Source organism: Agrobacterium sp. ST15.13.015, from assembly GCF_027871645.1.
Lineage (GTDB): Bacteria > Pseudomonadota > Alphaproteobacteria > Rhizobiales > Rhizobiaceae > Agrobacterium > Agrobacterium leguminum.
On record NZ_JAQAHF010000008.1, the window covers coordinates 115134 to 135191 of the forward strand.

General features: G+C 60.1%; 19 protein-coding genes. 11 read left to right on the top strand and 8 right to left on the bottom strand.

Annotated features, from left to right (window positions below; genetic code table 11):
- Window positions 1-21: 21 nt before the first annotated feature.
- Genes glgX through PIB16_RS14305 form a run of 3 tightly spaced genes read left to right on the top strand, consistent with a single transcriptional unit; the run spans window position 22 to window position 3587 of the window.
- Complete coding sequence (glgX, locus tag PIB16_RS14295) at window positions 22-1977, top strand: glycogen debranching protein GlgX (protein ID WP_065657375.1); 1956 nt, start codon at window positions 22-24, stop codon at window positions 1975-1977.
- Between the two features lie 54 nt (window positions 1978-2031).
- On the top strand, window positions 2032-2520 hold the full coding sequence (locus tag PIB16_RS14300) for a MaoC family dehydratase (protein WP_065657376.1): 489 nt from the start codon (window positions 2032-2034) through the stop codon (window positions 2518-2520).
- A 23-nt stretch (window positions 2521-2543) separates the two neighbouring features.
- On the top strand, window positions 2544-3587 hold the full coding sequence (locus PIB16_RS14305; protein WP_065657377.1) for a DUF2332 domain-containing protein: 1044 nt from the start codon (window positions 2544-2546) through the stop codon (window positions 3585-3587).
- Here PIB16_RS14305 and PIB16_RS14310 read toward each other — a convergent pair.
- The 5 genes from PIB16_RS14310 to PIB16_RS14330 are packed head-to-tail and all read right to left on the bottom strand — an operon-like array spanning window position 3584 to window position 9077.
- On the bottom strand, window positions 3584-4138 hold the full coding sequence (locus PIB16_RS14310) for a sarcosine oxidase subunit gamma (protein ID WP_271045783.1): 555 nt from the start codon (window positions 4136-4138) through the stop codon (window positions 3584-3586). The genes PIB16_RS14305 and PIB16_RS14310 overlap by 4 nt on opposite strands.
- A complete protein-coding gene (locus PIB16_RS14315) occupies window positions 4131-7091 on the bottom strand; it encodes a sarcosine oxidase subunit alpha (protein ID WP_174037272.1) in 2961 nt (986 codons plus the stop codon). Before PIB16_RS14315 ends, PIB16_RS14310 begins: the two co-directional genes overlap by 8 nt.
- A complete protein-coding gene (locus PIB16_RS14320) occupies window positions 7088-7402 on the bottom strand; it encodes a sarcosine oxidase subunit delta (RefSeq protein ID WP_003508553.1) in 315 nt (104 codons plus the stop codon). The genes PIB16_RS14315 and PIB16_RS14320 overlap by 4 nt, the downstream gene beginning before the upstream one ends.
- 11 nt (window positions 7403-7413) lie before the next feature.
- The gene (locus PIB16_RS14325) at window positions 7414-7824 is read right to left on the bottom strand and encodes a hypothetical protein (protein ID WP_162934211.1); all 411 of its coding nucleotides are present in this window, start codon (window positions 7822-7824) and stop codon (window positions 7414-7416) included.
- On the bottom strand, window positions 7824-9077 hold the full coding sequence (locus PIB16_RS14330) for a sarcosine oxidase subunit beta family protein (protein WP_059756984.1): 1254 nt from the start codon (window positions 9075-9077) through the stop codon (window positions 7824-7826). Before PIB16_RS14330 ends, PIB16_RS14325 begins: the two co-directional genes overlap by 1 nt.
- Window positions 9078-9393: 316 nt before the next feature.
- Here PIB16_RS14330 and rpsU point away from each other — a divergent pair, with 316 nt between their 5' ends.
- Window positions 9394-9621, top strand: a complete 228-nt coding sequence (gene rpsU / locus PIB16_RS14335) for a 30S ribosomal protein S21 (protein WP_003508541.1) — start codon at window positions 9394-9396, stop codon at window positions 9619-9621.
- Window positions 9622-9754: 133 nt separating this feature from the next.
- Window positions 9755-10651, top strand: coding sequence for a tetratricopeptide repeat protein (locus PIB16_RS14340; protein WP_003508539.1), 897 nt, complete (start codon window positions 9755-9757; stop codon window positions 10649-10651).
- A gap of 71 nt (window positions 10652-10722) precedes the next feature.
- Here the strand turns inward: PIB16_RS14340 and PIB16_RS14345 are convergent, their stop codons facing one another.
- Window positions 10723-10989 (bottom strand): DUF6074 family protein, encoded by a 267-nt coding sequence (locus PIB16_RS14345; RefSeq protein WP_065657381.1) that lies wholly within the window; start codon window positions 10987-10989, stop codon window positions 10723-10725.
- Window positions 10990-11329: 340 nt separating this feature from the next.
- Here PIB16_RS14345 and PIB16_RS14350 point away from each other — a divergent pair, with 340 nt between their 5' ends.
- Window positions 11330-11608: an exopolysaccharide production repressor protein gene (locus PIB16_RS14350; RefSeq protein WP_078052604.1), complete on the top strand. Its 279-nt coding sequence runs from the start codon at window positions 11330-11332 to the stop codon at window positions 11606-11608.
- Between the two features lie 110 nt (window positions 11609-11718).
- Window positions 11719-12708: a glycosyltransferase family 2 protein gene (locus tag PIB16_RS14355; protein WP_065657383.1), complete on the top strand. Its 990-nt coding sequence runs from the start codon at window positions 11719-11721 to the stop codon at window positions 12706-12708.
- A gap of 194 nt (window positions 12709-12902) precedes the next feature.
- Here the strand turns inward: PIB16_RS14355 and PIB16_RS14360 are convergent, their stop codons facing one another.
- Window positions 12903-13871, bottom strand: coding sequence for a polysaccharide pyruvyl transferase family protein (locus PIB16_RS14360; protein WP_065657384.1), 969 nt, complete (start codon window positions 13869-13871; stop codon window positions 12903-12905).
- Window positions 13872-13923: 52 nt separating this feature from the next.
- Window positions 13924-14889: a glycosyltransferase family A protein gene (locus tag PIB16_RS14365; protein WP_059755880.1), complete on the bottom strand. Its 966-nt coding sequence runs from the start codon at window positions 14887-14889 to the stop codon at window positions 13924-13926.
- A gap of 118 nt (window positions 14890-15007) precedes the next feature.
- Between PIB16_RS14365 and PIB16_RS14370 the strand changes: the two genes are divergently transcribed.
- The 4 genes from PIB16_RS14370 to PIB16_RS14385 all read left to right on the top strand — a co-directional run bounded on the left by PIB16_RS14370 (window position 15008) and on the right by PIB16_RS14385 (window position 20046).
- The gene (locus tag PIB16_RS14370; RefSeq protein WP_065657385.1) at window positions 15008-16486 is read left to right on the top strand and encodes a lipopolysaccharide biosynthesis protein; all 1479 of its coding nucleotides are present in this window, start codon (window positions 15008-15010) and stop codon (window positions 16484-16486) included.
- Window positions 16487-16858: 372 nt separating this feature from the next.
- Window positions 16859-18007 carry an acyltransferase family protein gene (locus PIB16_RS14375; protein WP_078053822.1) on the top strand — a complete coding sequence of 383 codons (1149 nt, stop codon included), beginning with the start codon at window positions 16859-16861 and terminating at the stop codon, window positions 18005-18007.
- A 4-nt stretch (window positions 18008-18011) separates the two neighbouring features.
- On the top strand, window positions 18012-18803 hold the full coding sequence (locus tag PIB16_RS14380) for a glycoside hydrolase family 16 protein (protein WP_065657387.1): 792 nt from the start codon (window positions 18012-18014) through the stop codon (window positions 18801-18803).
- 61 nt (window positions 18804-18864) lie between these two features.
- Window positions 18865-20046 carry a glycosyl transferase family 1 gene (locus tag PIB16_RS14385; RefSeq protein WP_065657388.1) on the top strand — a complete coding sequence of 394 codons (1182 nt, stop codon included), beginning with the start codon at window positions 18865-18867 and terminating at the stop codon, window positions 20044-20046.
- Window positions 20047-20058: the final 12 nt, after the last annotated feature.

Sequence of the window (20058 nt, forward strand, 5' to 3'; positions counted from 1 at the left end):
TATCCCCCGGAGAGACAGACCATGCAGACACCTTCCGTTTTCCCCAAAGGCGCAATCCAGACGGAAAACGGAACGGAATTCACGGTCTATTCCCGGCACGCCTCGCAGATCGATCTCTGCCTTTTCGATGCGAAGGGCGAGAAAGAAACGGCGCGTTTGCCGATGACGCGCGGTGAAGATGACGTTCACCGGTTGACCGTCTCCGATGCCGGCCCCGGCACGCGATATGGCTTTCGCGCTCACGGCATTTACGCTCCCGAACACGGCCTCTGGTTCGATCCTGCAAAGCTGCTGCTCGACCCCTATGCCACGGAGATCGACCGCCCCTTCCGGCACGATCCCGCACTTTACGCCTTTGGTGCGGAGACCGGCGGGATCATGCCGAAAGCGATTCTTTCTCAGCATGAGCCGATCAGGCGTCAACCGCCGCTTTTTGCCGAAGGCGGGCTGATTTACGAACTCGCCGTCAAATCCTTCACCCGGCTGCATCCTGAAGTGCCGGAAGAGATCGGGGGCACCGTTGCCGCACTTGCCCATCCCGCCATTATCGCGTACCTGAAAAAGATCGGCGTCGATGCGGTGGAGTTGATGCCGATCACCGCCTGGATCGATGAGCGCCACCTGCCGCCGCTCGGCCTTTCCAACGCCTGGGGTTATAATCCCGTCGGCTTCATGGCGCTCGATCCGCGCCTCTGCCCCGGCGGCGTGCGGGAATTGCGGGATACGGTTGCGGCGCTGCATGCGCAAGGCATCGGCGTCATTCTCGATCTGGTCTTCAACCATACCGGCGAAAGCGATATCGAAGGTTCGATCCTGTCGTTGCGCGGGCTCGATAACCTCACCGCCTTTCGCCACCCGCCGGGAAAACCGGGCGTGCTGGTCAACGATACCGGCACCGGCAATACGGTCGCCTGCGACCATCCCTATATTCGCCAGCTCACCGTCGATTCCCTTAGGCATTTCGTTCTGAACGCCGGGGTGGACGGCTTCCGTTTCGACCTCGCGCCCGTGCTCGGGCGAACGGCCAATGGCTTCGACATGGCAAGCGAAACGCTCGCGGCCATGCATTCGGACCCGGCACTTTACGACCGCCTGCTGATCGCCGAACCATGGGATATCGGCCCTGGCGGATATCAGCTCGGCAATTTCCCCGAGAGCTTTCTGGAGTGGAACGACCGCGCCCGCGACGATATGCGCCGCTTCTGGCGCGGCGACGCCGGCACCACCGGGGCGCTGGCCGATGCGCTTTCCGGGTCTTCGCCGATCTTTTCCCGCCATGGCCGAGCGAACAGCCGCAGCGTCAACTTTCTCGCCGCCCATGACGGCTTCACCCTGTTCGACCTCGTCAGCCACGAACACAAGCACAATGAGAAAAACGGCGAGAACAATCGCGACGGCCACAATGAAAACCACTCCTGGAACAATGGTTTCGAAGGCCTGACGGATGATCCTGCCATTGTCGCCGCCCGCATTGCGGATGTGAAGGCGCTGCTTTCCACCCTGTTCGTCAGCCGCGGCGTCTTGATGCTGACCGCCGGCGATGAGGGCGGTCGCAGCCAGCATGGCAACAACAACGCCTATTGTCAGGACAATGACATCACCTGGGTCGACTGGTCTTCGCTTGTCCCCGAACTGATCGATCACACGGCATTTCTCGCAGCGCTTCGCAAACGCTTCGGCGTCTTTTCCGAGACCGGCTTCTTTTCCGGCAGCGGCGATGTGACATGGCTTGCGCCGGGCGGAGAGCCCATGACGGTTGCGGACTGGGAGAGCCCGAATGGACCCGCCTTCGCCATGGTGCTTTCAACGTCGGACCGCGAAACGGGCGACGAGGTCGAGCTTGCGGTTCTCATCAATCGCGGTCGCGAGATCGTTCCTTTCACGCTGCCCGGCGATGGCTGGCATGCGATCGGCACGGATTTCGGCAACCCCGCCTTCCTGCCAGCCCGTTCCGTGGTGTTTTATCTGCGCAGTTGATCCCTTCGCGTCGCCAGCCGTATAAGTCCCTCGAAACAATTCGGACGAGGTAACATGACAAAAGAAATTGCGCTGGCGGAGATGAAACATCTGGTCGGCACGGAAATGGGCGTCTCCGACTGGATCACCGTCGACCAGACGATGATTGACGCTTTCGGAAAGGCGACGCTGGATGAACAGTTCATCCACACCGACCCGGAACGCGCCAAAGCGGAAAGCCCCTTTGGCGGCACCATCGCGCATGGATTCCTGACGCTGTCTCTGCTTTCGGCGCTGAATTACGATGCCCTGCCCCGCATCCGCGAACAGACCATGGGCATCAATTACGGCTTCGATGCCGTTCGTTTCGTTACGCCGGTCAAAAGCGGTGCGCGGGTGCGCGGCCGCTTCACACTGGCGGAGGCGCGTTTTCGCGGCGCGGCCATGTTGATGACGACCTATGACGTGACGGTGGACATCGAAAACGAGAAAAAGCCGGCGCTTACCGCCCGCTGGACCACCATCAGCCAGTTCAACCCGGAGGACAGGCCGGAAGACGCCTGAAACTGCCGCAAGGGAGAGACCGCATGCATGACGAAGCCGTAAAGAATGCGTTTCTCGTGCAGGCAAGAGCCTGCGACAGCCTCGGCTCGCCCTTTACCGCACGGCTCTGCCGCGCCATGGCAGGAAGACTCGACCGCCATACCGAGGTGGGCGAGCGGATCTTGTCCTGGCCCGGCGATGTCGGCCCCTCGGGCGATTCCGTTCCCCTCCGGCTGGCGGGCGCCCTGCATGCGCTCGCCATAGAGGAAAAGATCGCGCCGCTTGCCGATATCCCGCCGGAAGACGAAGAAGCGCTCTGGCAGGCCTGCGCCAGCGCCCTGCGTTTTCATTCCCCCTTCATCCTCGAAAGGTTGAAATCACCGCCGCAGACCAACGAGGTTCGGCGTTCCGCCGTTCTGCTGCCGGGCTTTCTTTCGATTGCGGCACTGACCGGCAAGCCGCTGGTGCTTTCCGAAGTTGGAGCCAGCGCTGGCCTCAACCTGCAATTCGACCGTTACCGATATCGCCTCGGCGATCTCGCCTGGGGTGAGCAATCCGATGTTTTCCTGTCACCGGAATGGCGCGGCGACACGCCCGCCCATGAGCGGATCGAGGTTATCGAGCGCGCCGGCTGCGATCTCAACCCGCTCGACCCGTCATCCGCCGAAGATCGCCTGCGGCTGATGTCCTATGTCTGGGCCGATCAGACAGACCGGCTGGAGCGAACCGCGGCCGCCCTGCGGATAGCGGTGGAACATGGTCTGCATGTCGAGAAGGCGGACGCGGTCGACTGGCTGAAACGCCGCCTTGCCACGCAATATGCGGGTGCTGTCCACGTCGTCTATCACTCAGTCGCCTGGCAATATCTGCCCGATGGACTGAAACAGGAAGGCGAGGCTGTGATTGCCGACGCTGGAACCCGCGCCACGCCGGATGCCCCGTTTGCCCGGCTGCAAATGGAGGCGGATGCGACGCCGGGCAGCGCCGCCATTACCCTGCAGATCTGGCCGACCGGCGAGAAACAGGAAATCGGCCGGGCCGATTTCCATGGGCGATGGGTGGAATGGCGGGGCTGGATGGCGGGTTAAACCGCCACGTCCTCAGCCGCCTCCTGCAACAGCCCGCCGACATATTCGGCAAAGGAACGCCAGCATTCCACCCGGAACGTATCGTCCGCCGTGCGCAGCAGCACTACTTCCGCCTTGCCGAAAACGGTGCGCGAGCACGCGCCGACCGGGAACTTTGCGAGAGAAAGATCCTGCGGGCAGCCGGCATTGAGTGCCGCTTCCGCACCGGCACCGGAGACGATGACGGCCGTATTGCGGTGGGAAACATCGGTTGCAGAAAACCGGCCGGAAACGCCGGCGAGAGCCGCCATCAGGTCGCTCTCGCCCTGATCGATCACCAGCCATTCATCCGGGCCGAGCCACAAAGCGGACCGCAGGCCCGAGGTGACGGAGCTTTTCGGGCGGGCCGGCAGGGCTAGACCGAGCGCTTCCGAAAGTGCCGGCAGGGCGCTTTCCCGGGCGCGCAGCGAGAGCCGCGAGGCGGAAGCAGCGGGTTTCAGCGAAACAAAGGGAGAGCCGCCGTGAAAATCCTCGAGCACAGATTTGCGTTTTGCGTGAAGTTTGTCAGCCATTGAGACGGGCTCCTTCCTTGTCGAGGAAGACCATGTCGGTCACTTCGACGGCAATGGTTTTATCGGCGAGCGGAATATAGAGCGTTTCGCCCATGCGCGCCCTGCCATCCGCCACCAGCGCGAAAGCGATGGAATGGCCGAGATTTTCCGACCAGTAGGCGGAGGTGACATGGCCGAGCATGGTCATGGGTTTCGGCTGGTTCGGATCGACAACGATCTGGCCGCCCTCGTCCGGAACGGTCAGCCGGTCTTTCGTCTTCAGCCCGACAAGCTGTTTGCGGCCGGAGCGCGTGAGATCGGCGCGTTTCAGACCGCGAATGCCGACGAAATCCGTCTTCTTTTTGGAAACGGCCCAGGCAAGCCCGGCATCGTCTGGCGTCACCGTGCCGTCCGTATCCTGCCCGACGATGATATAGCCCTTTTCCGCACGCAGAATGTGCATGGTCTCGGTGCCATAAAGGCAGCCGCCGACGGCTTCCGCCCTTTCGCGGATCGCGGTCCAGACGGCCGCGCCGTAATCGGCCGGAACGTTGATTTCGAAACCCAGTTCACCGGTAAAGGACACGCGGAAGAGCCGTGTCGGCACACCGCAGAAGGTGCCTTCGGCCACCGCCATATGCGGGAAGGCCTCCGGCGAGAGATCGATGCCCTCGACGAAGGGAGCGATAACCTCGCGCGCCTTTGGCCCCTGCACGGCAATCACGGCCCATTGTTCGGTGGCCGAGGTGAGCCAGACATTGAGATCGGGGAATTCGGTCTGGAGATAATCTTCCATGTGCTGGAGAACGCGCGGCGCGCCGCCCGTGGTGGTCGTCACGTGGAAACGGTCTTCGGCAAGACGCCCGACGACGCCGTCGTCGTAAACGAAACCGTCTTCGCGGGTCATGATGCCGTAACGGCAACGGCCGGGTTTCAGCGTGTCCCAGGCATTGGTGTAGATGAGGTTCAGGAACTTCGCCGCATCCGGGCCGACCACCTCGATCTTGCCAAGCGTCGAGGCATCGAACACGCCGACGCTTGTCCGAACCGTCTTGCATTCGCGGTTGATCGCCTCATGCATGTCTTCACCCGCCCGCGGGAAAAACCAGGCGCGCTTCCAGTTGCCGACATCCTCGAACACCGCACCTGCAGCCAGCTCTTCCTCGTGCATCGGCGTCTTGCGGGCCGGGTCGAACAGCGCGCCGCGCGAATGGTTGATGAGCGTGCCGAAGGTGACCGGCGTATAGGGCTGACGGAAGGTGGTGAGACCGACCTTGGGCAAATCCCGGCCAAGCGCCTCCGATGCGATGGCAAGGCCGTGCATATTGGACATCTTGCCCTGATCGGACGCCATGCCATTGGTGGTGAAGCGCTTGATATGCTCGACGGAATGCATGCCCTCGCGCACGGCAAGGCGGATATCCTTGGCGCAGACATCGTGCTGGAAATCGATGAAGGCCTTGACGCCGGTGCCCTCACCCGCGCCTTCGGCCGCACCGATCATGCCACCGGTCCAGGTCCTGGCATTCTCGCCGGAAAACTCGACGCCGCCGCCACCGGCAGCCGCAGCCTCGGCAATCAGCGCGGAAAGATCGTCCGTGCCGTTGCAGGCGCCGATGGAGACGCCGTTCTGCACATGGATATCCGGCAGGAAACGCTGGTTAGCCGCGTCAAACTTCAGCTTGCCGCGCGATTGCGAGAAGAGATGCACCGATGGCGTCCAGCCGGCCGAAACCACAAGCGCATCGATGGCGATCTTGCGCTTGTTGGAGCCGCCATTGCGGCCAACTGTCATGGAAGACACACGCAGGCGGCCGGCGGTATTGTAAACGCTATGGCCCGCCAGCACTTCGATGCCGAGCGCCCGCGCCTCATCCAGCAGGCGCTGATCCGGGTTCTCGCGGCAATCGACGATGGCAGCGATTTTCACCCCGACCTTCTTCAGATCGAAGGCCGTCTCATAGGCCGAATCATGGGCGGTGTAGACCCCGACATTTTGACCCACGGCGACGCCGTAATGGTTGAGATAGGTACGTGCGGCCGAGGCCAGCATGATGCCGGGGCGGTCATTATTGGCAAAGACCATGTGACGTTCGATCGCACCCGCCGCCAGCACGACCTTTTTGGCGCGCACCTGCCACAGCCGCTCGCGCGGCTGGTGTCTGGCGGGCGTGGCGAGATGATCGGTCACCCGCTCGGCCAGCGCCACGAAATTGTGGTTGTAATAACCAAAAGCGGTGGTGCGGGTGAGAACCCGCACATTGGGCAGGGACTTCAGTTCGGCAAAAACCTTCTGCGCCCATTCGTAACCGGGCAGACCGTCGATAACCGTGCCAGTGTCGAAACGCAGCGCGCCGCCGACTTCGGCATTTTCATCGACCATAATGACGCTGACGCCGGTTTTCGCGGCAGCAAGCGCCGCCGTCAGACCAGCGACGCCGGCACCGGCCACCAGCACATCGCAATGGGCATAACGACCGGAATAATGATCCGCATCCGGCTCGCTCGGCGCCCTGCCGAGACCGGCGGCGCGGCGGATCAGCGGTTCGTAAATCCTGTGCCAGGCGGCCTTCGGCCACATGAAGGTCTTATAATAAAAACCGGCCGCGAACATCGGCGACAGGAGATCGTTGATGGCGCTCAGATCGAAGGATAGCGACGGAAAGCGGTTCTGCGAGGCGATGATCGCGCCGTCGAACACTTCCTGCACCGTGGCACGCACATTGGGCTGCTTGCGCAGACTGTCGCGGGAAACGTCGATCAGCGCATTCGGCTCTTCCGGCCCGGCGGAAAGGAAGCCGCGCGGCCGGTGATATTTGAACGAGCGGCCGATCAGATGCACGCCATTGGCCAGAAGCGCGGAGGCGACCGTGTCCCCCTCCAGCGCCTGATAAATCTTGCCATCGAAGGTGAAGCGCGCGGTTCTGGCCGGGGTGAGACGACCGGCCCCCTTGATACGATAATCGCCGCTCATTGCCCGGCTCCCTTTTCTGCGGAAAGGACCGTCTCAGTATCGGGTTTCGGCTCACCCGCCTTGTAGGTCATCAGGAATTTGTCGCTGACCGAATCGCGGGCGGCGTTGAAGAAGCGGCCGCAGCCGTGAATGTGACGCCAGCGCTCGAAAACGAGGCCCTTGTCATTGTCGCGAATGAAGAAATATTCGGCGAAGGCCTCGTCGGAAATATCGGCGATGTTTTCCGGCCGGGCGATATGGGCTTCGCCCGCCCAGCGGAATTCCAGTTCGGAACGGTCTTCCCCGCAATAGGGGCAATGGATCAGAAGCATCGTCGCTCCACCTAGAGAGAATTTTCCGGAAGGATCGTTCCGGCGGGTTGGTCACACAGCCGCTTTCCCATGGCTACGAAAGGGGAAAGCCGCTTTAAAAGCTGCTCGAAATTATCGAAAGGGCGTAGCGCCGAGGCCCGGCCCATATTGACGATGGCAACCGCCATCATGTCGGTGTCGATCGCGAAGGGGTAATCCTGCCCGCCATCCTCCTTCTCGCCGACAAAATAAACCATCTTGTTCGCGAGACTTGGAGCACAGAGAAGCAGGCCTTTTTCCGCCATGAAGGGCCAGTCTTTCTCCCCCTGCATCTTCGCAATCTTCTGGCTGCGAAAATCCCTGGCCTCGGGAATGACGCGGCCGACGGGCACGGGCACGGCCGCGCCTGATATGTTGATCGCAAGCATGGCCGCCGCCAGCATCAATGCGCCACCGCGGCAGCGGCAGCCTCATCGATAAGACGGCCGGTGCGGAACCGGTCGAGCGTCAGCCCCGCCGCCAGACGATGCGGTTCACCCCGCGCGATGAGATGCGCGAAAAGATTGGCCGAACCCGGCGTCGCCTTGAAGCCGCCCGTGCCCCAGCCGCAATTGACGAAGAGGTTCTGCACCGGCGTCACGCTCTGGATCGCCGAGCGGTCGGGCGTGTTGTCGGTAATGCCGCCCCATTGGCGCATCATCTTGACGCGGCGGAAGATCGGGAACAGCTCGCAGATCGCGTCGAGTGTGTGGGTGATGATCTGCAGGCCGCCGGTCTGGGAATAGGAGTTATATTGATCAGTGCCCGCGCCGATGACCAGCTCGCCCTTGTCGGATTGCGAAATATAGGCGTGGACCGTGTTGGACATCACCACGCAGGGGAAAATCGGCTTCAGCGGTTCCGAAACCAGCGCCTGCAGCGGGTTGGAATGCAGCGGAACGCGCACATCCGCCATTTTCATGATGACGGAGGAATGACCGGCGGCGGAAACGCCGATCTTCTTCGCACCGATGAAACCGCGATTGGTTTCCACACCCGTCACCGCCCCGTCCGGCCCGCGGCGAATGCCCGTGACCTCGCAGTTCTGAATGATGTGCACGCCGCGGTCGGAGGCCGCGCGGGCATAACCCCAGGCCACAGCATCGTGGCGCGCCGTGCCGCCGCGGCGCTGGAGGGCAGCGCCGTTGATCGGATAACGCGCATTGCCTGATATATCGAGCGGCGGGCAATAGGCTTTCGCCTGCTCCGGCGTCAGCCACTCATTGTCGATGCCGTAAAGACGGTTGGCATTGATATGGCGGCTGAAGGACTGCCGGTCATGAATATTGTGCGACAGCATCATCACGCCGCGCGCCGAATACATGACGTTGTAATTGAGATCCTGGCTCAGGCCTTCCCACAGTTTCAGGGAATGCTCGTAAATATCCATGCTCTCTTCATAGAGATAGTTGGAGCGGATGATGGTGGTGTTGCGGCCGGTATTGCCGCCGCCAAGCCAGCCTTTTTCCAGAACCGCGACATTTGTAATGCCGTGTTCCTTGGCAAGATAATAGGCAGCCCCCAGCCCATGGCCGCCGCCGCCGATGATGATGACATCGTAATCCTTGCGCGGTTCGGGTGAGGCCCATTGCGCATCCCACCCCTTGTGACCCCTGAGCGCCTCACGCGCCACGGCAAAAACGGAATATTTGCGCATTCGCAATCTGCTCCTCAAGAACCGGCCAGAAGCCGGAAACATGGCTCCGGCCCTCATCATACACATGGCAAATCGGGATGGGAGGCAATATCCATTTTGCGACGCGGCAATGATTTTGTTTCGACATCGCAGGCAGAATTCCGGGCAAGCCGCATTTTGCTGGGTGATTATGCGCTACCGGCTGGACTTGGCTCAAATGATCTGTTATTGCACGTCACCAATCGCCCGGCTCGACAGCCGAACGAACGATTTTTTATTTGCGTGCGAATGCCTTATTCACATAGCAAATTAACCAAACCAAAGGAACGGGTTTAACGTGCAGGTACTAGTCCGCGACAATAACGTTGATCAGGCGCTCCGCGCCCTGAAGAAAAAGATGCAGCGCGAAGGCATTTTCCGTGAAATGAAAATGCGCGATTACTACGAAAAGCCCTCCCAGAAGCGCGCTCGCGAAAAGGCTGAAGCCGTTCGCCGCGTTCGCAAGCTGGCACGCAAGCGTGCACAGCGCGAAGGTCTGGTTGCAGGCCCCCGCGCAGGCCGTTAATAGGCCGTCTTTTGGACGTTTTTGAATGCTTGTTGGGCGGGGGCGATCAATTCGCCGCCGCTCTTTGTGTTTGTGGCCGGAGAACGCTCTTGAAAACGACCGTGAGACCGGCCTGCGAGGGAACCCACACCGAATGATCGCTGTCGACGCCTGTGTTGTGAAAAACTCCGATGCCTCAACGCGCCGGGTGCCATTGAAAAACAACAGAGGGTTCCGCGCTTCTCTGGTCGTCTGTACCGTCCTTGCCGGTCTTTCCGGCTGCGCGACATCCAACCAGACGGAAGATGTGTTCAGGATCGACCGTGCCCAGGGTTCGCAGGAAAACATCGCCTCGCTTACCTCGGTCATCAACGCCAATCCGCAGGATCCCGAAGGCTATAACGTCCGCGGTTCGGCTTACGGCCGCGCCGGCGATTCGCGCCGCGCCATCGAGGATTTCAACAAGGCGCTGCAGCTCAACCCGCGCTTTTATCAGGCCTATGCCAACCGCGCGCTGGTCTATCGCAACTCCGGGCAGCAGCAGCAGGCCCTGCAGGACTACAACGCCGCCCTGCAAATCAATCCGAGCTACGATGTGGCGCTGATCGGCCGCGGCAATCTTTACCGCCAGTCCGGGCGTGTGAACGAAGCCTTCAACGATTTCTCCCGCGCCATCGAGCTTGAAACCACCGATGGACGCGCCTGGCACAATCGCGGCCTGATCTACCAGCTGCGCAACCAGCATGCCCAGGCCATCGAGGACTTCTCCAAGGCAATCTCGCTGTCGTCGACCTCGCCGGAACCCTATAACGGCCGCGGCCTTTCCTATGTCGCCTTGAACGACGATGAGAACGCCTTTGCCGATTTCAACCACGCCATTTCGCTGGATGGCAATGTGGCGGAATCCTGGGCCAACCAGGCGCTTGTTTATGAGCGTCGCGGCGAGATGGCCAAGGCCGCCAAGTCCTATGGACATGCCGCCCGGCTCGACCCGAAATACAAGCCCGCACTCGACGGCGTTGCCCGCACACGCGGCGCCGGCGCTTCCTGATCAAACGGGCATGAACAAAAAAGCCGGCAGGTTTGACACCTGCCGGCTTTTTTATGGAAAACGCTGAGGCCTCAATGGCTATCGCGGCGTGCCTCTTGCGTGGCATCGCCCGCCCACAATTCCGCCTGCACGGCGTTTTGAAATTCCATGACCTCGCGCCGCATGGCGGCGTCCTCATAGCCAAGCGCCATCAGACGGGCGGCCAGCTCACGGCACTCCCTGCGCCAGAAATCATTCGCCTCCACACCATGCAGCCGGTCAAGCATGGTTGCACATCTTTTTACGTCGGCAATACGGTTCTTTGCCGGAAAGGCGATTACTTCTGAACTCGTTGTCACGCGGGCACCTTGCTCTTGCTGAGGAATCAATACCGACTTTTTAAAGGCGAGATGGTTAACGAAGTCTGCAGAGGGCGTAAGACAGCCGGTAATGGCCGCAAGAGAACGATTTTAAGCTTCTCAAAAGCAGGAAATCGCCTGGTAAGGCAGCCCCGATTGGGGGAAGTCATCGATTACCGAGGAATTTACCAATCAAGATTACCGAAATTTCATGCCGCAACCGTTAGAAGAAGTATATGTGTGTTGAAACAGCACCGGTCTCATCGTATATTTCTTGCAAAGAAGAAAAATGCCGCAGCGCAGTCAAAAATGGAGAAATCGTTCTCGGGAGGAGAGCACCATGTATGCACCTCGTGTTTTTTTCAGCATGATCGGTGCATTGCTTACCTTTGCGGTTGCGACATATTTCATCCACGGCTCGTTCTACACGGCATTCATCCAGACCCTCATCTGCGCGGTCATTCTGCAAGTCGGTTATTTCATTGGGATTCTCGTTCTGGTCGCCCGGGAAAAGCGGCGGATACGCGAAACCTTCGCGCGGGATCGTGGTGCCGAGGCAATGCAGGCGGACGCCGTAAAAAGCCCGCCGCCGCACGGTGCAAAACTGACCGATATGTGAGCTTTCACGCAGCTTCATTTATTGCGTCGCAAAAAAATCGCTTGCATCCATACCCGTGACACTTTCTGCTGGCCAAATCCTGACGGTTGGTCAAAGCAGAAGGACAATACATGGTGAGCGGTTCACAGCCCATTTGCGTCATCATCGCTGCGAAAAATGCATCCGAAACGATCGATATCGCCATACGTTCCGCCCTCGGGGAGCCCGAGGTCGGCGAAGTGGTGGTGATCGACGATGGTTCCACCGACACGACGAGCGATGTGGCGCATGCGGCGGATGACGGCACGGGCCGTCTGCGGGTCGTGCGATTCGAGGTCAACCGAGGCCCTTCGGCTGCGCGCAACCACGCCATCTCTATTTCATCGGCGCCGCTCATCAGCATTCTCGATGCGGACGACTTCTTTTTCCGCGGCCGTTTTGCCGCCATGCTGGCCGACGATGACTGGGATCTGGTGGCCGACAATATCGCCTTCATCCAGCAATCGGTCCCCGGCGCATCCTCCATGCAGCCGGCCCGATTCGAACCGCAGGCGCGGTTTCTGTCGCTGACGGAATTCGTGGAAGGCAATATTTCCAGGCCCGGCGTTGAACGCGGGGAAACCGGGTTTCTGAAGCCGGTCATACGCCGCGCTTTTCTTGACAAACATGCACTGCGTTACGATGACGGCCTGCGGCTCGGTGAAGATTACGAGCTTTACGTGCGGGCGCTGGCCGCCGGCGCGCGTTACAAGGTCATCCGCCATTGCGGTTACGGCGCGATCGTGCGCGGCAACTCGCTGAGCGGCCGCCATCGCACCGAAGATCTTCGCCGCTTATACGAGGCGGACAAGGCCATTCTCGCCGGCTGCCGGCTTTCGGCAGAGGAAACGGCGATCATGCGGGAACACGAAAAACACATCCGTGCCAAATTCGAGCTTCGCCATTTTCTCGATGCGAAAAAGCAGAAGGGAATGGGCGGCGCGCTGAGCCATGCCCTTGCGCGGCTCCCCGCCCTGCCCGCCATCACGCGCGGCATCTGGAGCGACAAGACCGCCCGATTCCGTAAATCGCCGCCGGTGCGGGACGTGCGTTATCTGCTGGACGGTACGCCGGTTTCGTAGGGGAAAAGACGACCTGCGCCAATTCCTCGCCGTCATCCTCGGGCGTGGCTTGTCCCGAGGATCTACTCACGTATCGTATGATCGGTCGGTTGCAGATGCTTGGGACAGGCCCGAGCATGACGATAGAGACCCTAGAGGATGGCATCCTCAAGCGAAGGCGGCAGAAAATTCTCTGCCGCATCCACTCTTCACCCTCAGAGATAATCCCGCTTCACCGTTTCCAGAACGGCGGCGAAACGCTCCTTGCGCTCTTCCAGCCGGCCATCCGGGCTGAGACGCGGCTCCGCGCGGCTTGCCTGCCAGAGCGCCAGCGTGGAAGGTGCTGCCAGCACCTGCTTGGCCAATTTGCGCAATGACCGGGGCTGCGTTTCCTGCGGCCGCACCAGCACGTCACCCTCATGCGCCGGGCCTTCATGTGCCGGAACGGAACCGGTCTCGGCAATGACGGGGCCGGGCGGCGGCGGGAAGCTCATGCCCCAGAAGCGCGAGCCCTTTTTCGCCGCCTCGGCGCGGGTTGAAACGGGCACATAGCGCGGCTGATATTCGACACCCACGCTGCCGGCCCAGTCGCTCCATTTGAAGCTGTTGATCGACGGCGAGGTGCTGACCGCGACCCATGGCACGCGGAAGGCATCGGCAAGAATTGCGCCATGCATGGATTCGGCCACGATGAATTCCGACTGGGCGATGGCGCGGATTACCGCTTTCGCCTCGCCACGCGGGTCGAGATAGGTCAGCCCCGCCGGTTCGCAGACGGTTTCCCACATGCCGAATTCCGCCGATTCCCAGTGCGGAACGAAGGTTTTCTTGTAGAGCTTCGGCAGGCCTTTGAAATCGGGCATCTCGGTCACCATGACGGCCGGATCGACAATGCCCTTTTCGGGCGCGAGCCCCAGCTTCGCGGCGGTTTTTTCGCCGCGCACGCAGCGAATATCCCAGAACTCGGTGCTGGTATCCGGCACCGCGCCATAACCATAGCCGCTGCCGATCACCAGCTTGCGTTGCTTTGCGGGCAAAAGAACGTCGTTCAGCACGGTGCCGACGCCAACGAGCATGACGTCGTCATGCACATCGCGCAGGCCCGGAAGCAGAAAATCCCACAGCCACAGGTTGAGATCGTCACCGAAATTTCCGTGATGAGATTCCCAGTGGTAAGGTTTCATGAGGTCACTCCTGGGTGAAAAAACATATAAATTCTTGCGGGCGAGAATTCGCTCATCTGGAGCGGACGATTTTTCCAGCACCGAGCTCGAACGCGGCGCGCAGCAGTGCCGGATCGCGCATCGCCCATTTCAGGAGCAGTCCGAATTCGGGTGCCTTGCGCCGTTTCAGATTGCCCGCCTGGCTCCACAGCGCCTGTTTGCGCGCCGTGTTTTTATAGGAAGCGATGGAGGCGACATCGTCCGGCCGGCGTGAAAAACGCCCCTCCAGCGTATCGAGCGCCACCCAGGTATTGAACTGCTGGCGCAGGAATTCCGGCGAGGTATTGTCGATGCTGTGGAAGATATTGACCCCCATTCCGCGCATCGCGCCGGCGTCGTCACACAGAAGCGTGCGCTTCGATGCCAGGATGGAATCGCAGAAAAACAGCACGTCTTCCGCCGCCAGACGAAGCGCCGGGTCAAAGCGGATTTTCTCAAAAAGAGGACGGCCGATCACCATGCAGGAGAGATGCAGGAAGCTCCAGTTGCGCAGCATCACACTTGCCAGATCCGGCAGTTCGATCACCAGCGGCTTCTCGGAAAGCCTTGCCGCACCCTCATTTTTCTCCAGCTCGGAAATGGCGAAATGATAATAAAATTCGTCACTTGCCTGCATGGATGCCCAGTAGCACTCGCCGCCATAGGTCTGAAGCGCAAAGGCCGCATTCTGCAGATGATCGGGTGTCCAGATATCGTCGGAATCAAGAAAGGCGACATAGTCGGTGCCGTCAGGCACATTGTCCAAACCGGTGTTGCGGGCGCCGCCCGGGCCGGCATTGGCCTGTTTAATGACGAGAATCCGGTCTTTCTCACCCTGCGAAAGTTCCGCAAGTTCCTGATCGATCGGGTATGGCGATTCGTCATCGACGATGACAAGATCGAAATCCTGGTAAGTCTGCGCAAAAACCGATGCGAGTGCACGTCCCAAGACACCGTGCTGCTTTTGGTAGTAGGGAATGACGACAGTAAATCTTGCCATTGTTTCGCCCCTTGCGTTGATCAAGAAGTGTCGGGCCCGATCCTAAAAGCGGCCCCGATGGTATCGGCAACTCCCAACCGGCTTTCCTCCCGCCGGCCTCCAGAAACAGGATGCTTGTATGCCCCCAGCGCCAAATGTAAAGACCATCACCACGAATGTCGGCTGGAGCGTTTTATCAAAAACAGGGACATTCGGGCTTAAATTTGTCACGGTCCCAATTCTCGCAAGACTGCTTTCCCCGGAGGAATTCGGGGTGGTGGCGGTAGGACTAACGGTTGTACAGTTTCTGACGATGATCGCCGGCGCGGGGCTGACCTCTGCCCTGATCGTCGAAAAGGAAGAGGATATGGAAACGATCCATACCGTCTTCTGGGCCAATCTCGCCATCTCCTGCACCATGGCCGCCGTCCTCTACATCTGGGCAGAATTTTTCGGCGGACTTCTGGGTGCTGTTGAAAGCGCCTATCTGCTGCGCATCATGGCATTCCTCATCCCGCTGCAGCTTGCCGGCGATGTCGCCTATTCGCTGCTGGCGCGACGGATGAATTTCAGCAAGGACGCGCTGTGGAGCATGGCGTCGGAAAGCATCGCGGCCATCGTCGCGGTCGCGCTCGCCTTCATGGGCTTCGGCGTCTGGGCGCTGATCATCCAGCTTTTTGCCGCGGCCCTCATCCGGCTTGTCGGGCTTTATGCCGTTTCGCGCTATTGCCCGCGTTTCGTCATGAAACCGCGCCGGCTGGTGCCGCTTCTCGGCTTCAGTTCGGGGCTGATGGGCTCGGAAATCGCCAATTTCGTTACCTTCCAGTCACCGATGGTGGTCATTGCCCGACACCTGGGTCTGGCCGATGCCGGCGCCTATTCCGCCTCCAACCGCTTTGCCAGCATTCCCAATCAGGTGGTTCTGTCGGCCGTCATGGGTGTCCTGTTTCCCGCCTTCAGCCGCATGATGGACGACCCACAACGCCGGCGCGATGCGCTGATGTTCAGTACGCAGGTGCTGACCGTGCTCCTGGCGCCGATGATGTTCGGCCTCTGGGCCGTGGCGGAGCCGGCCATGCTTGTCATCTTCGGGCAGAACTGGGCCTATGCCTGGCCGGTCCTCGGTCTGCTCGCCCTGTCGAAGGCCATTCTGACGCCATGCAGCACCTTCATCCCCTATCTGAAGGGGGCAGGTTACGGCCGCGTGCTGTTCTGGTCGGCAACGATCCGCGCCATCGTCACCACCGTCGCGGTCTGGCTTGCCGCGCTTTATGGCACCCTGATCGACGCGATGGTGTGGCTCTGCATCGTCAATGCGGTAACGCTGGTCGCCTATTCATGGGCCGTCTTCAAGGCGAGCGATACGCCCTTCTTCCGAGGCCTTTATGTCAGCAGCCGGCCGATGATCGCGGCGCTGGTGATGGCCGTTGCGGTGCGTTATCTGCTTCACGTTCTGGCTGAGCGCGTTCCCAATGCCACGCTTCAGGTTCTCATCGGCGCTGCCGTCGGCGGCCTCATCTATGCGGTGCTGATCCTGCTGACCGAACGGGCGCTCCTCGGGAAAATTCTCGGAATGGTCAAATCGCGGCGCATGCGGGATACTGCAACCCAAGGTTAGCTCAACCGCAGAAAAACGTGCCTCATTTCCGCCGTTAACCGGCCCTTTCCGCAGTGATTTCCCTCGTCGTGGCAGGGCGGGATGGCGGTTCTTTTTGCAGCGCAATATCACGACAAATGACAATTTCACACGCTTCGGCGATTTTTAACGATGGCCATATTTAGAAAAATTCCAGCAATTTCAGATATTTGAATTTTTACAACAACAGGAATGACCGGAACGCCAGACATTCACCCGCAAAATCTAAGCTTGTGTTTTTCCCGCGTCGCCACATTTTATCCCAAAGTCGAAACCAGACTTTCCAGTGCGGGCTTAAGTTCGCTCTGGTTGCAACGCGGCGTGGGTGGACGCCGCCCAATAGGGGTGACTGATGTGACTGTCGATCAGAACCTATCCTCCCGTATCAATTTGATGCGCATATTGCTGATCTCCGGGATCGTGTTCGTCCATGTGCCGCACGATGCCGAAACCAGCCCTTTTCTCGGCCTTTACGGTTTCTTCGACTGGCTGCGGGTTTTCCTCGGCGATGCGCTGTTTCGCATCGGCGTGCCCTGTCTCAGCGCCATTTCCGGTTACCTGCTGTTTCGCCGCGGCATGAGCGGTTTCGATTATCCGGCGACGATCCGTTCCAAGTCGAAAACCGTGCTGCTGCCTTTCCTTCTGTGGAACGGCGCGCTGTTTGCAGCCGTATTGCTGATCCAGCTCTTCGATGTCGGCGTTGGGTATTTCCCCGATCTGTGGAATGCGAGCCCCCGTGAAATCATCAGCCACGGAACGGCGCTTGAGGAACTGCCGGTGAATGTGCCGCTTTATTTCCTGCGCGACCTCTTCGTCTGCATCCTGCTGTCGCCAGTGCTCGCCTTTCTGATGCGCCGTTTCGCCCTGCCGACGCTCGCCATTTTGCTCTTCATCACCGCCATGCCAGACCTGACGATTTTCATCGTCCAGAAGAAATCCATTCTTTTCAGCTTCTCGCTCGGCATTGCGCTGGCGCTTCATCGTATCGACGTCAAGGCGCTGGACCCCTACGCCGTGCCGATCATGGCGCTGACCTTTGCCGCCTCGGCCATATTGGCGACGGGACTTTATTTCACCGGCCCGGAATTCACCTTCTGGCTCAACATGTCGCGCAATCTGCTTGCCGTTTTCGGCGCGCTCGGTTTCTGGGCGTCTTCCGCCCTGTTGATCCGCAGCCGCCTTGGTCAGCGGCTTGCCGAAACCGGCAGCCTGAGCTTCTGGATTTTCTGCGCCCATTATCCGCTGCTCGTCATCATGTGGATGGTGTGGAACAAGGGCGGGCCGGATTTCTATCCCGCCTTCTATATCAGCGCGACGCTGTCGGCCTTCGTCATTCTGGTGGTCAGCAATTCCCAGACCCGCAAATACCTGCCGGCCGTCTATGCCGTGCTGACCGGAAGCCGTAGCGGCAAAGGCAAGACGAAGGCCGACTTTGCGGCAAAACGGGCCGCCATGATCGGCCCGCCGACATCCGAAACGCTTTATTCGCAACGACAGAGGTGAACCAATGACAACATTTGTCACCCGCGTTCAGACACGCATTCTTCTCGCCGCGGCCCTTCTGGCTGCTCCCTTTGCGACGCCCGGCCAGGCACAGGAAGGCAATGGCGCATCCTTCATCGAGAACTTCGATTCCATGGACAGAAGCTTCTGGTACGTTTCCGACGGCTGGAACAATGGCGCGCATCAAAACTGCACCTGGTCGAAAAAACTGGCGACGGTGGAAAACGGCCAGCTGACACTCGGCTTCGAAGAAGCCAAGGCCGGCGACCGCAAATTCGCCTGCGGTGAAATTCAGACCAAGGGGCGTTATCGTTACGGCACCTATGAAGCACGCATGAAGGCCGCCACCGGCTCAGGCCTCAACTCCGCCTTCTTCACCTATATCGGCCCGACCGACAAGAAGCCGCACGATGAAATCGACTTTGAGGTGCTGGGCAGGAATACGGGCCAGGTGCAGCTAAACCAGTATATTTCCGCCAAGGGCGGCAATGAGAAGCTGGTGCCGGTGGAAGGCGGAGCCGATGCCGGCTTCAACGATTACGCCTTCGTCTGGGAGCCGCAGCGCCTGCGTTATTACGTCAACGGCAAGCTCGTCCATGAAGTGACCGACGAGACGAAAATCCCGCAAAACGCCCAGAAGATTTTCTTCAGCCTGTGGGGCACCGACACGCTGAAGGACTGGATGGGCAAGTTTTCCTATTCCGGCGCGACGCAGATGGTCGTTGATCGTTTTGCCTTCACGGCGCTCGGCGACAAATGTCAGTTCCCGGAATCCATTGCCTGCGCCCTCAACTGATTTTTTTGAACCAAACCGTCATCCGCGGCGTCTCTGACGCATGAACCAACCGGACCCTTGCATGACCCATGTTCTATATCTCGCGCATGATCTGTCGGACCCCGCTATTCGTCGGCGGGTGCTGACCCTGCTTGCGGGCGGGGCGCGGGTGACGCTGGCGGGCTTCCGGCGCGGACAGAACCGACTGGCGGAGATCGAAGGCGTCGTACCCGTCGTGCTCGGGGAGACCGCCGACGGGCAGTTTCTGCTGCGCATGGCGGCGGTGGCGAAAGCCAGCCTTTCGCTCGGCAAGACATTGAGCGGCATCCCCACCCCCGACGTCATTCTTACCAGAAATCTGGAAATGCTGGCGCTGGCAAAGCGGGCCATGTCGATCTATGCCGGACAGCCGGCGCTGGTTTACGAGTGTCTCGACATTCACCGCCTGCTTCTTAACAAGGGAAAGCCCGGGCAAATGCTGAATGCCGCGCAGCGTTATTTCGCACGCGACGCCAAGCTGCTGATCACCAGCTCTCCCGCCTTCGTGGAGCATTATTTCAAGCCCGTGTCGGGCCTCGATCTTCCCGTCCTGCTGCAGGAAAACAAGGTGCTGGCGCTCGATGCGGCCGTTGCCGCCACGCCGCAGCCACGCGCTCCCGCCCAAGGCGAACCATGGAAAATCGGCTGGTTCGGCGCGCTGCGCTGCCGCAAATCGCTGGAAATCCTTGCCGAATTTGCCCGTCGAATGGAGGGCAAAGTCGAAATCATCCTGCGCGGCCGGCCGGCCTATTCGGAATTTGCCGATTTCGACGGCTTCGTGGCCACTGCCCCGCATGTGCATTTCCATGGGCCTTACAAGAACCCCGAGGACCTTGCCGCCATCTATAACGAGGTGCAATTCACCTGGGCGATAGACTTTTTCGAGGAAGGCCAGAATTCCAGCTGGCTGCTGCCCAACCGGCTTTACGAAGGCTGCCTCTATGGCGCCCTGCCGATTGCGCTGGCCGGCACGGAAACCGCCCGCTTCATCGAAAAGCGCGATATCGGCTTCGTGCTGCAACATGCGGGCGCTGGCGATCTCGCCGCGCTGTTTAACCGGATGAACCCGCAAACCTATGCGGACGCCTTCAACACCCTCTCGGCAACAGACAGGAAACAATGGCTGACCGACCGCGACGATTGCCGTCTGCTGGTGCAGCAACTGTCCTCTCTCGCCAAATCCGCTTCCGGCCATGCCCGTGAAGCGCAGTTTTCACCCGTGTAGTGCGTAGGGGGC

Coding starts and splice junctions, on each gene's coding strand:
- glgX (WP_065657375.1), top strand. CDS start 22: ATGCAGACACCTTCCGTTTTCCCCAAAGGCGCAATCCAGACGGAAAAC.
- PIB16_RS14300 (WP_065657376.1), top strand. CDS start 2,032: ATGACAAAAGAAATTGCGCTGGCGGAGATGAAACATCTGGTCGGCACG.
- PIB16_RS14305 (WP_065657377.1), top strand. CDS start 2,544: ATGCATGACGAAGCCGTAAAGAATGCGTTTCTCGTGCAGGCAAGAGCC.
- PIB16_RS14310 (WP_271045783.1), bottom strand. CDS start 4,138: ATGGCTGACAAACTTCACGCAAAACGCAAATCTGTGCTCGAGGATTTT.
- PIB16_RS14315 (WP_174037272.1), bottom strand. CDS start 7,091: ATGAGCGGCGATTATCGTATCAAGGGGGCCGGTCGTCTCACCCCGGCC.
- PIB16_RS14320 (WP_003508553.1), bottom strand. CDS start 7,402: ATGCTTCTGATCCATTGCCCCTATTGCGGGGAAGACCGTTCCGAACTG.
- PIB16_RS14325 (WP_162934211.1), bottom strand. CDS start 7,824: ATGCTGGCGGCGGCCATGCTTGCGATCAACATATCAGGCGCGGCCGTG.
- PIB16_RS14330 (WP_059756984.1), bottom strand. CDS start 9,077: ATGCGCAAATATTCCGTTTTTGCCGTGGCGCGTGAGGCGCTCAGGGGT.
- PIB16_RS14340 (WP_003508539.1), top strand. CDS start 9,755: ATGATCGCTGTCGACGCCTGTGTTGTGAAAAACTCCGATGCCTCAACG.
- PIB16_RS14350 (WP_078052604.1), top strand. CDS start 11,330: ATGTATGCACCTCGTGTTTTTTTCAGCATGATCGGTGCATTGCTTACC.
- PIB16_RS14355 (WP_065657383.1), top strand. CDS start 11,719: ATGGTGAGCGGTTCACAGCCCATTTGCGTCATCATCGCTGCGAAAAAT.
- PIB16_RS14360 (WP_065657384.1), bottom strand. CDS start 13,871: ATGAAACCTTACCACTGGGAATCTCATCACGGAAATTTCGGTGACGAT.
- PIB16_RS14365 (WP_059755880.1), bottom strand. CDS start 14,889: ATGGCAAGATTTACTGTCGTCATTCCCTACTACCAAAAGCAGCACGGT.
- PIB16_RS14370 (WP_065657385.1), top strand. CDS start 15,008: ATGCCCCCAGCGCCAAATGTAAAGACCATCACCACGAATGTCGGCTGG.
- PIB16_RS14380 (WP_065657387.1), top strand. CDS start 18,012: ATGACAACATTTGTCACCCGCGTTCAGACACGCATTCTTCTCGCCGCG.
- PIB16_RS14385 (WP_065657388.1), top strand. CDS start 18,865: ATGACCCATGTTCTATATCTCGCGCATGATCTGTCGGACCCCGCTATT.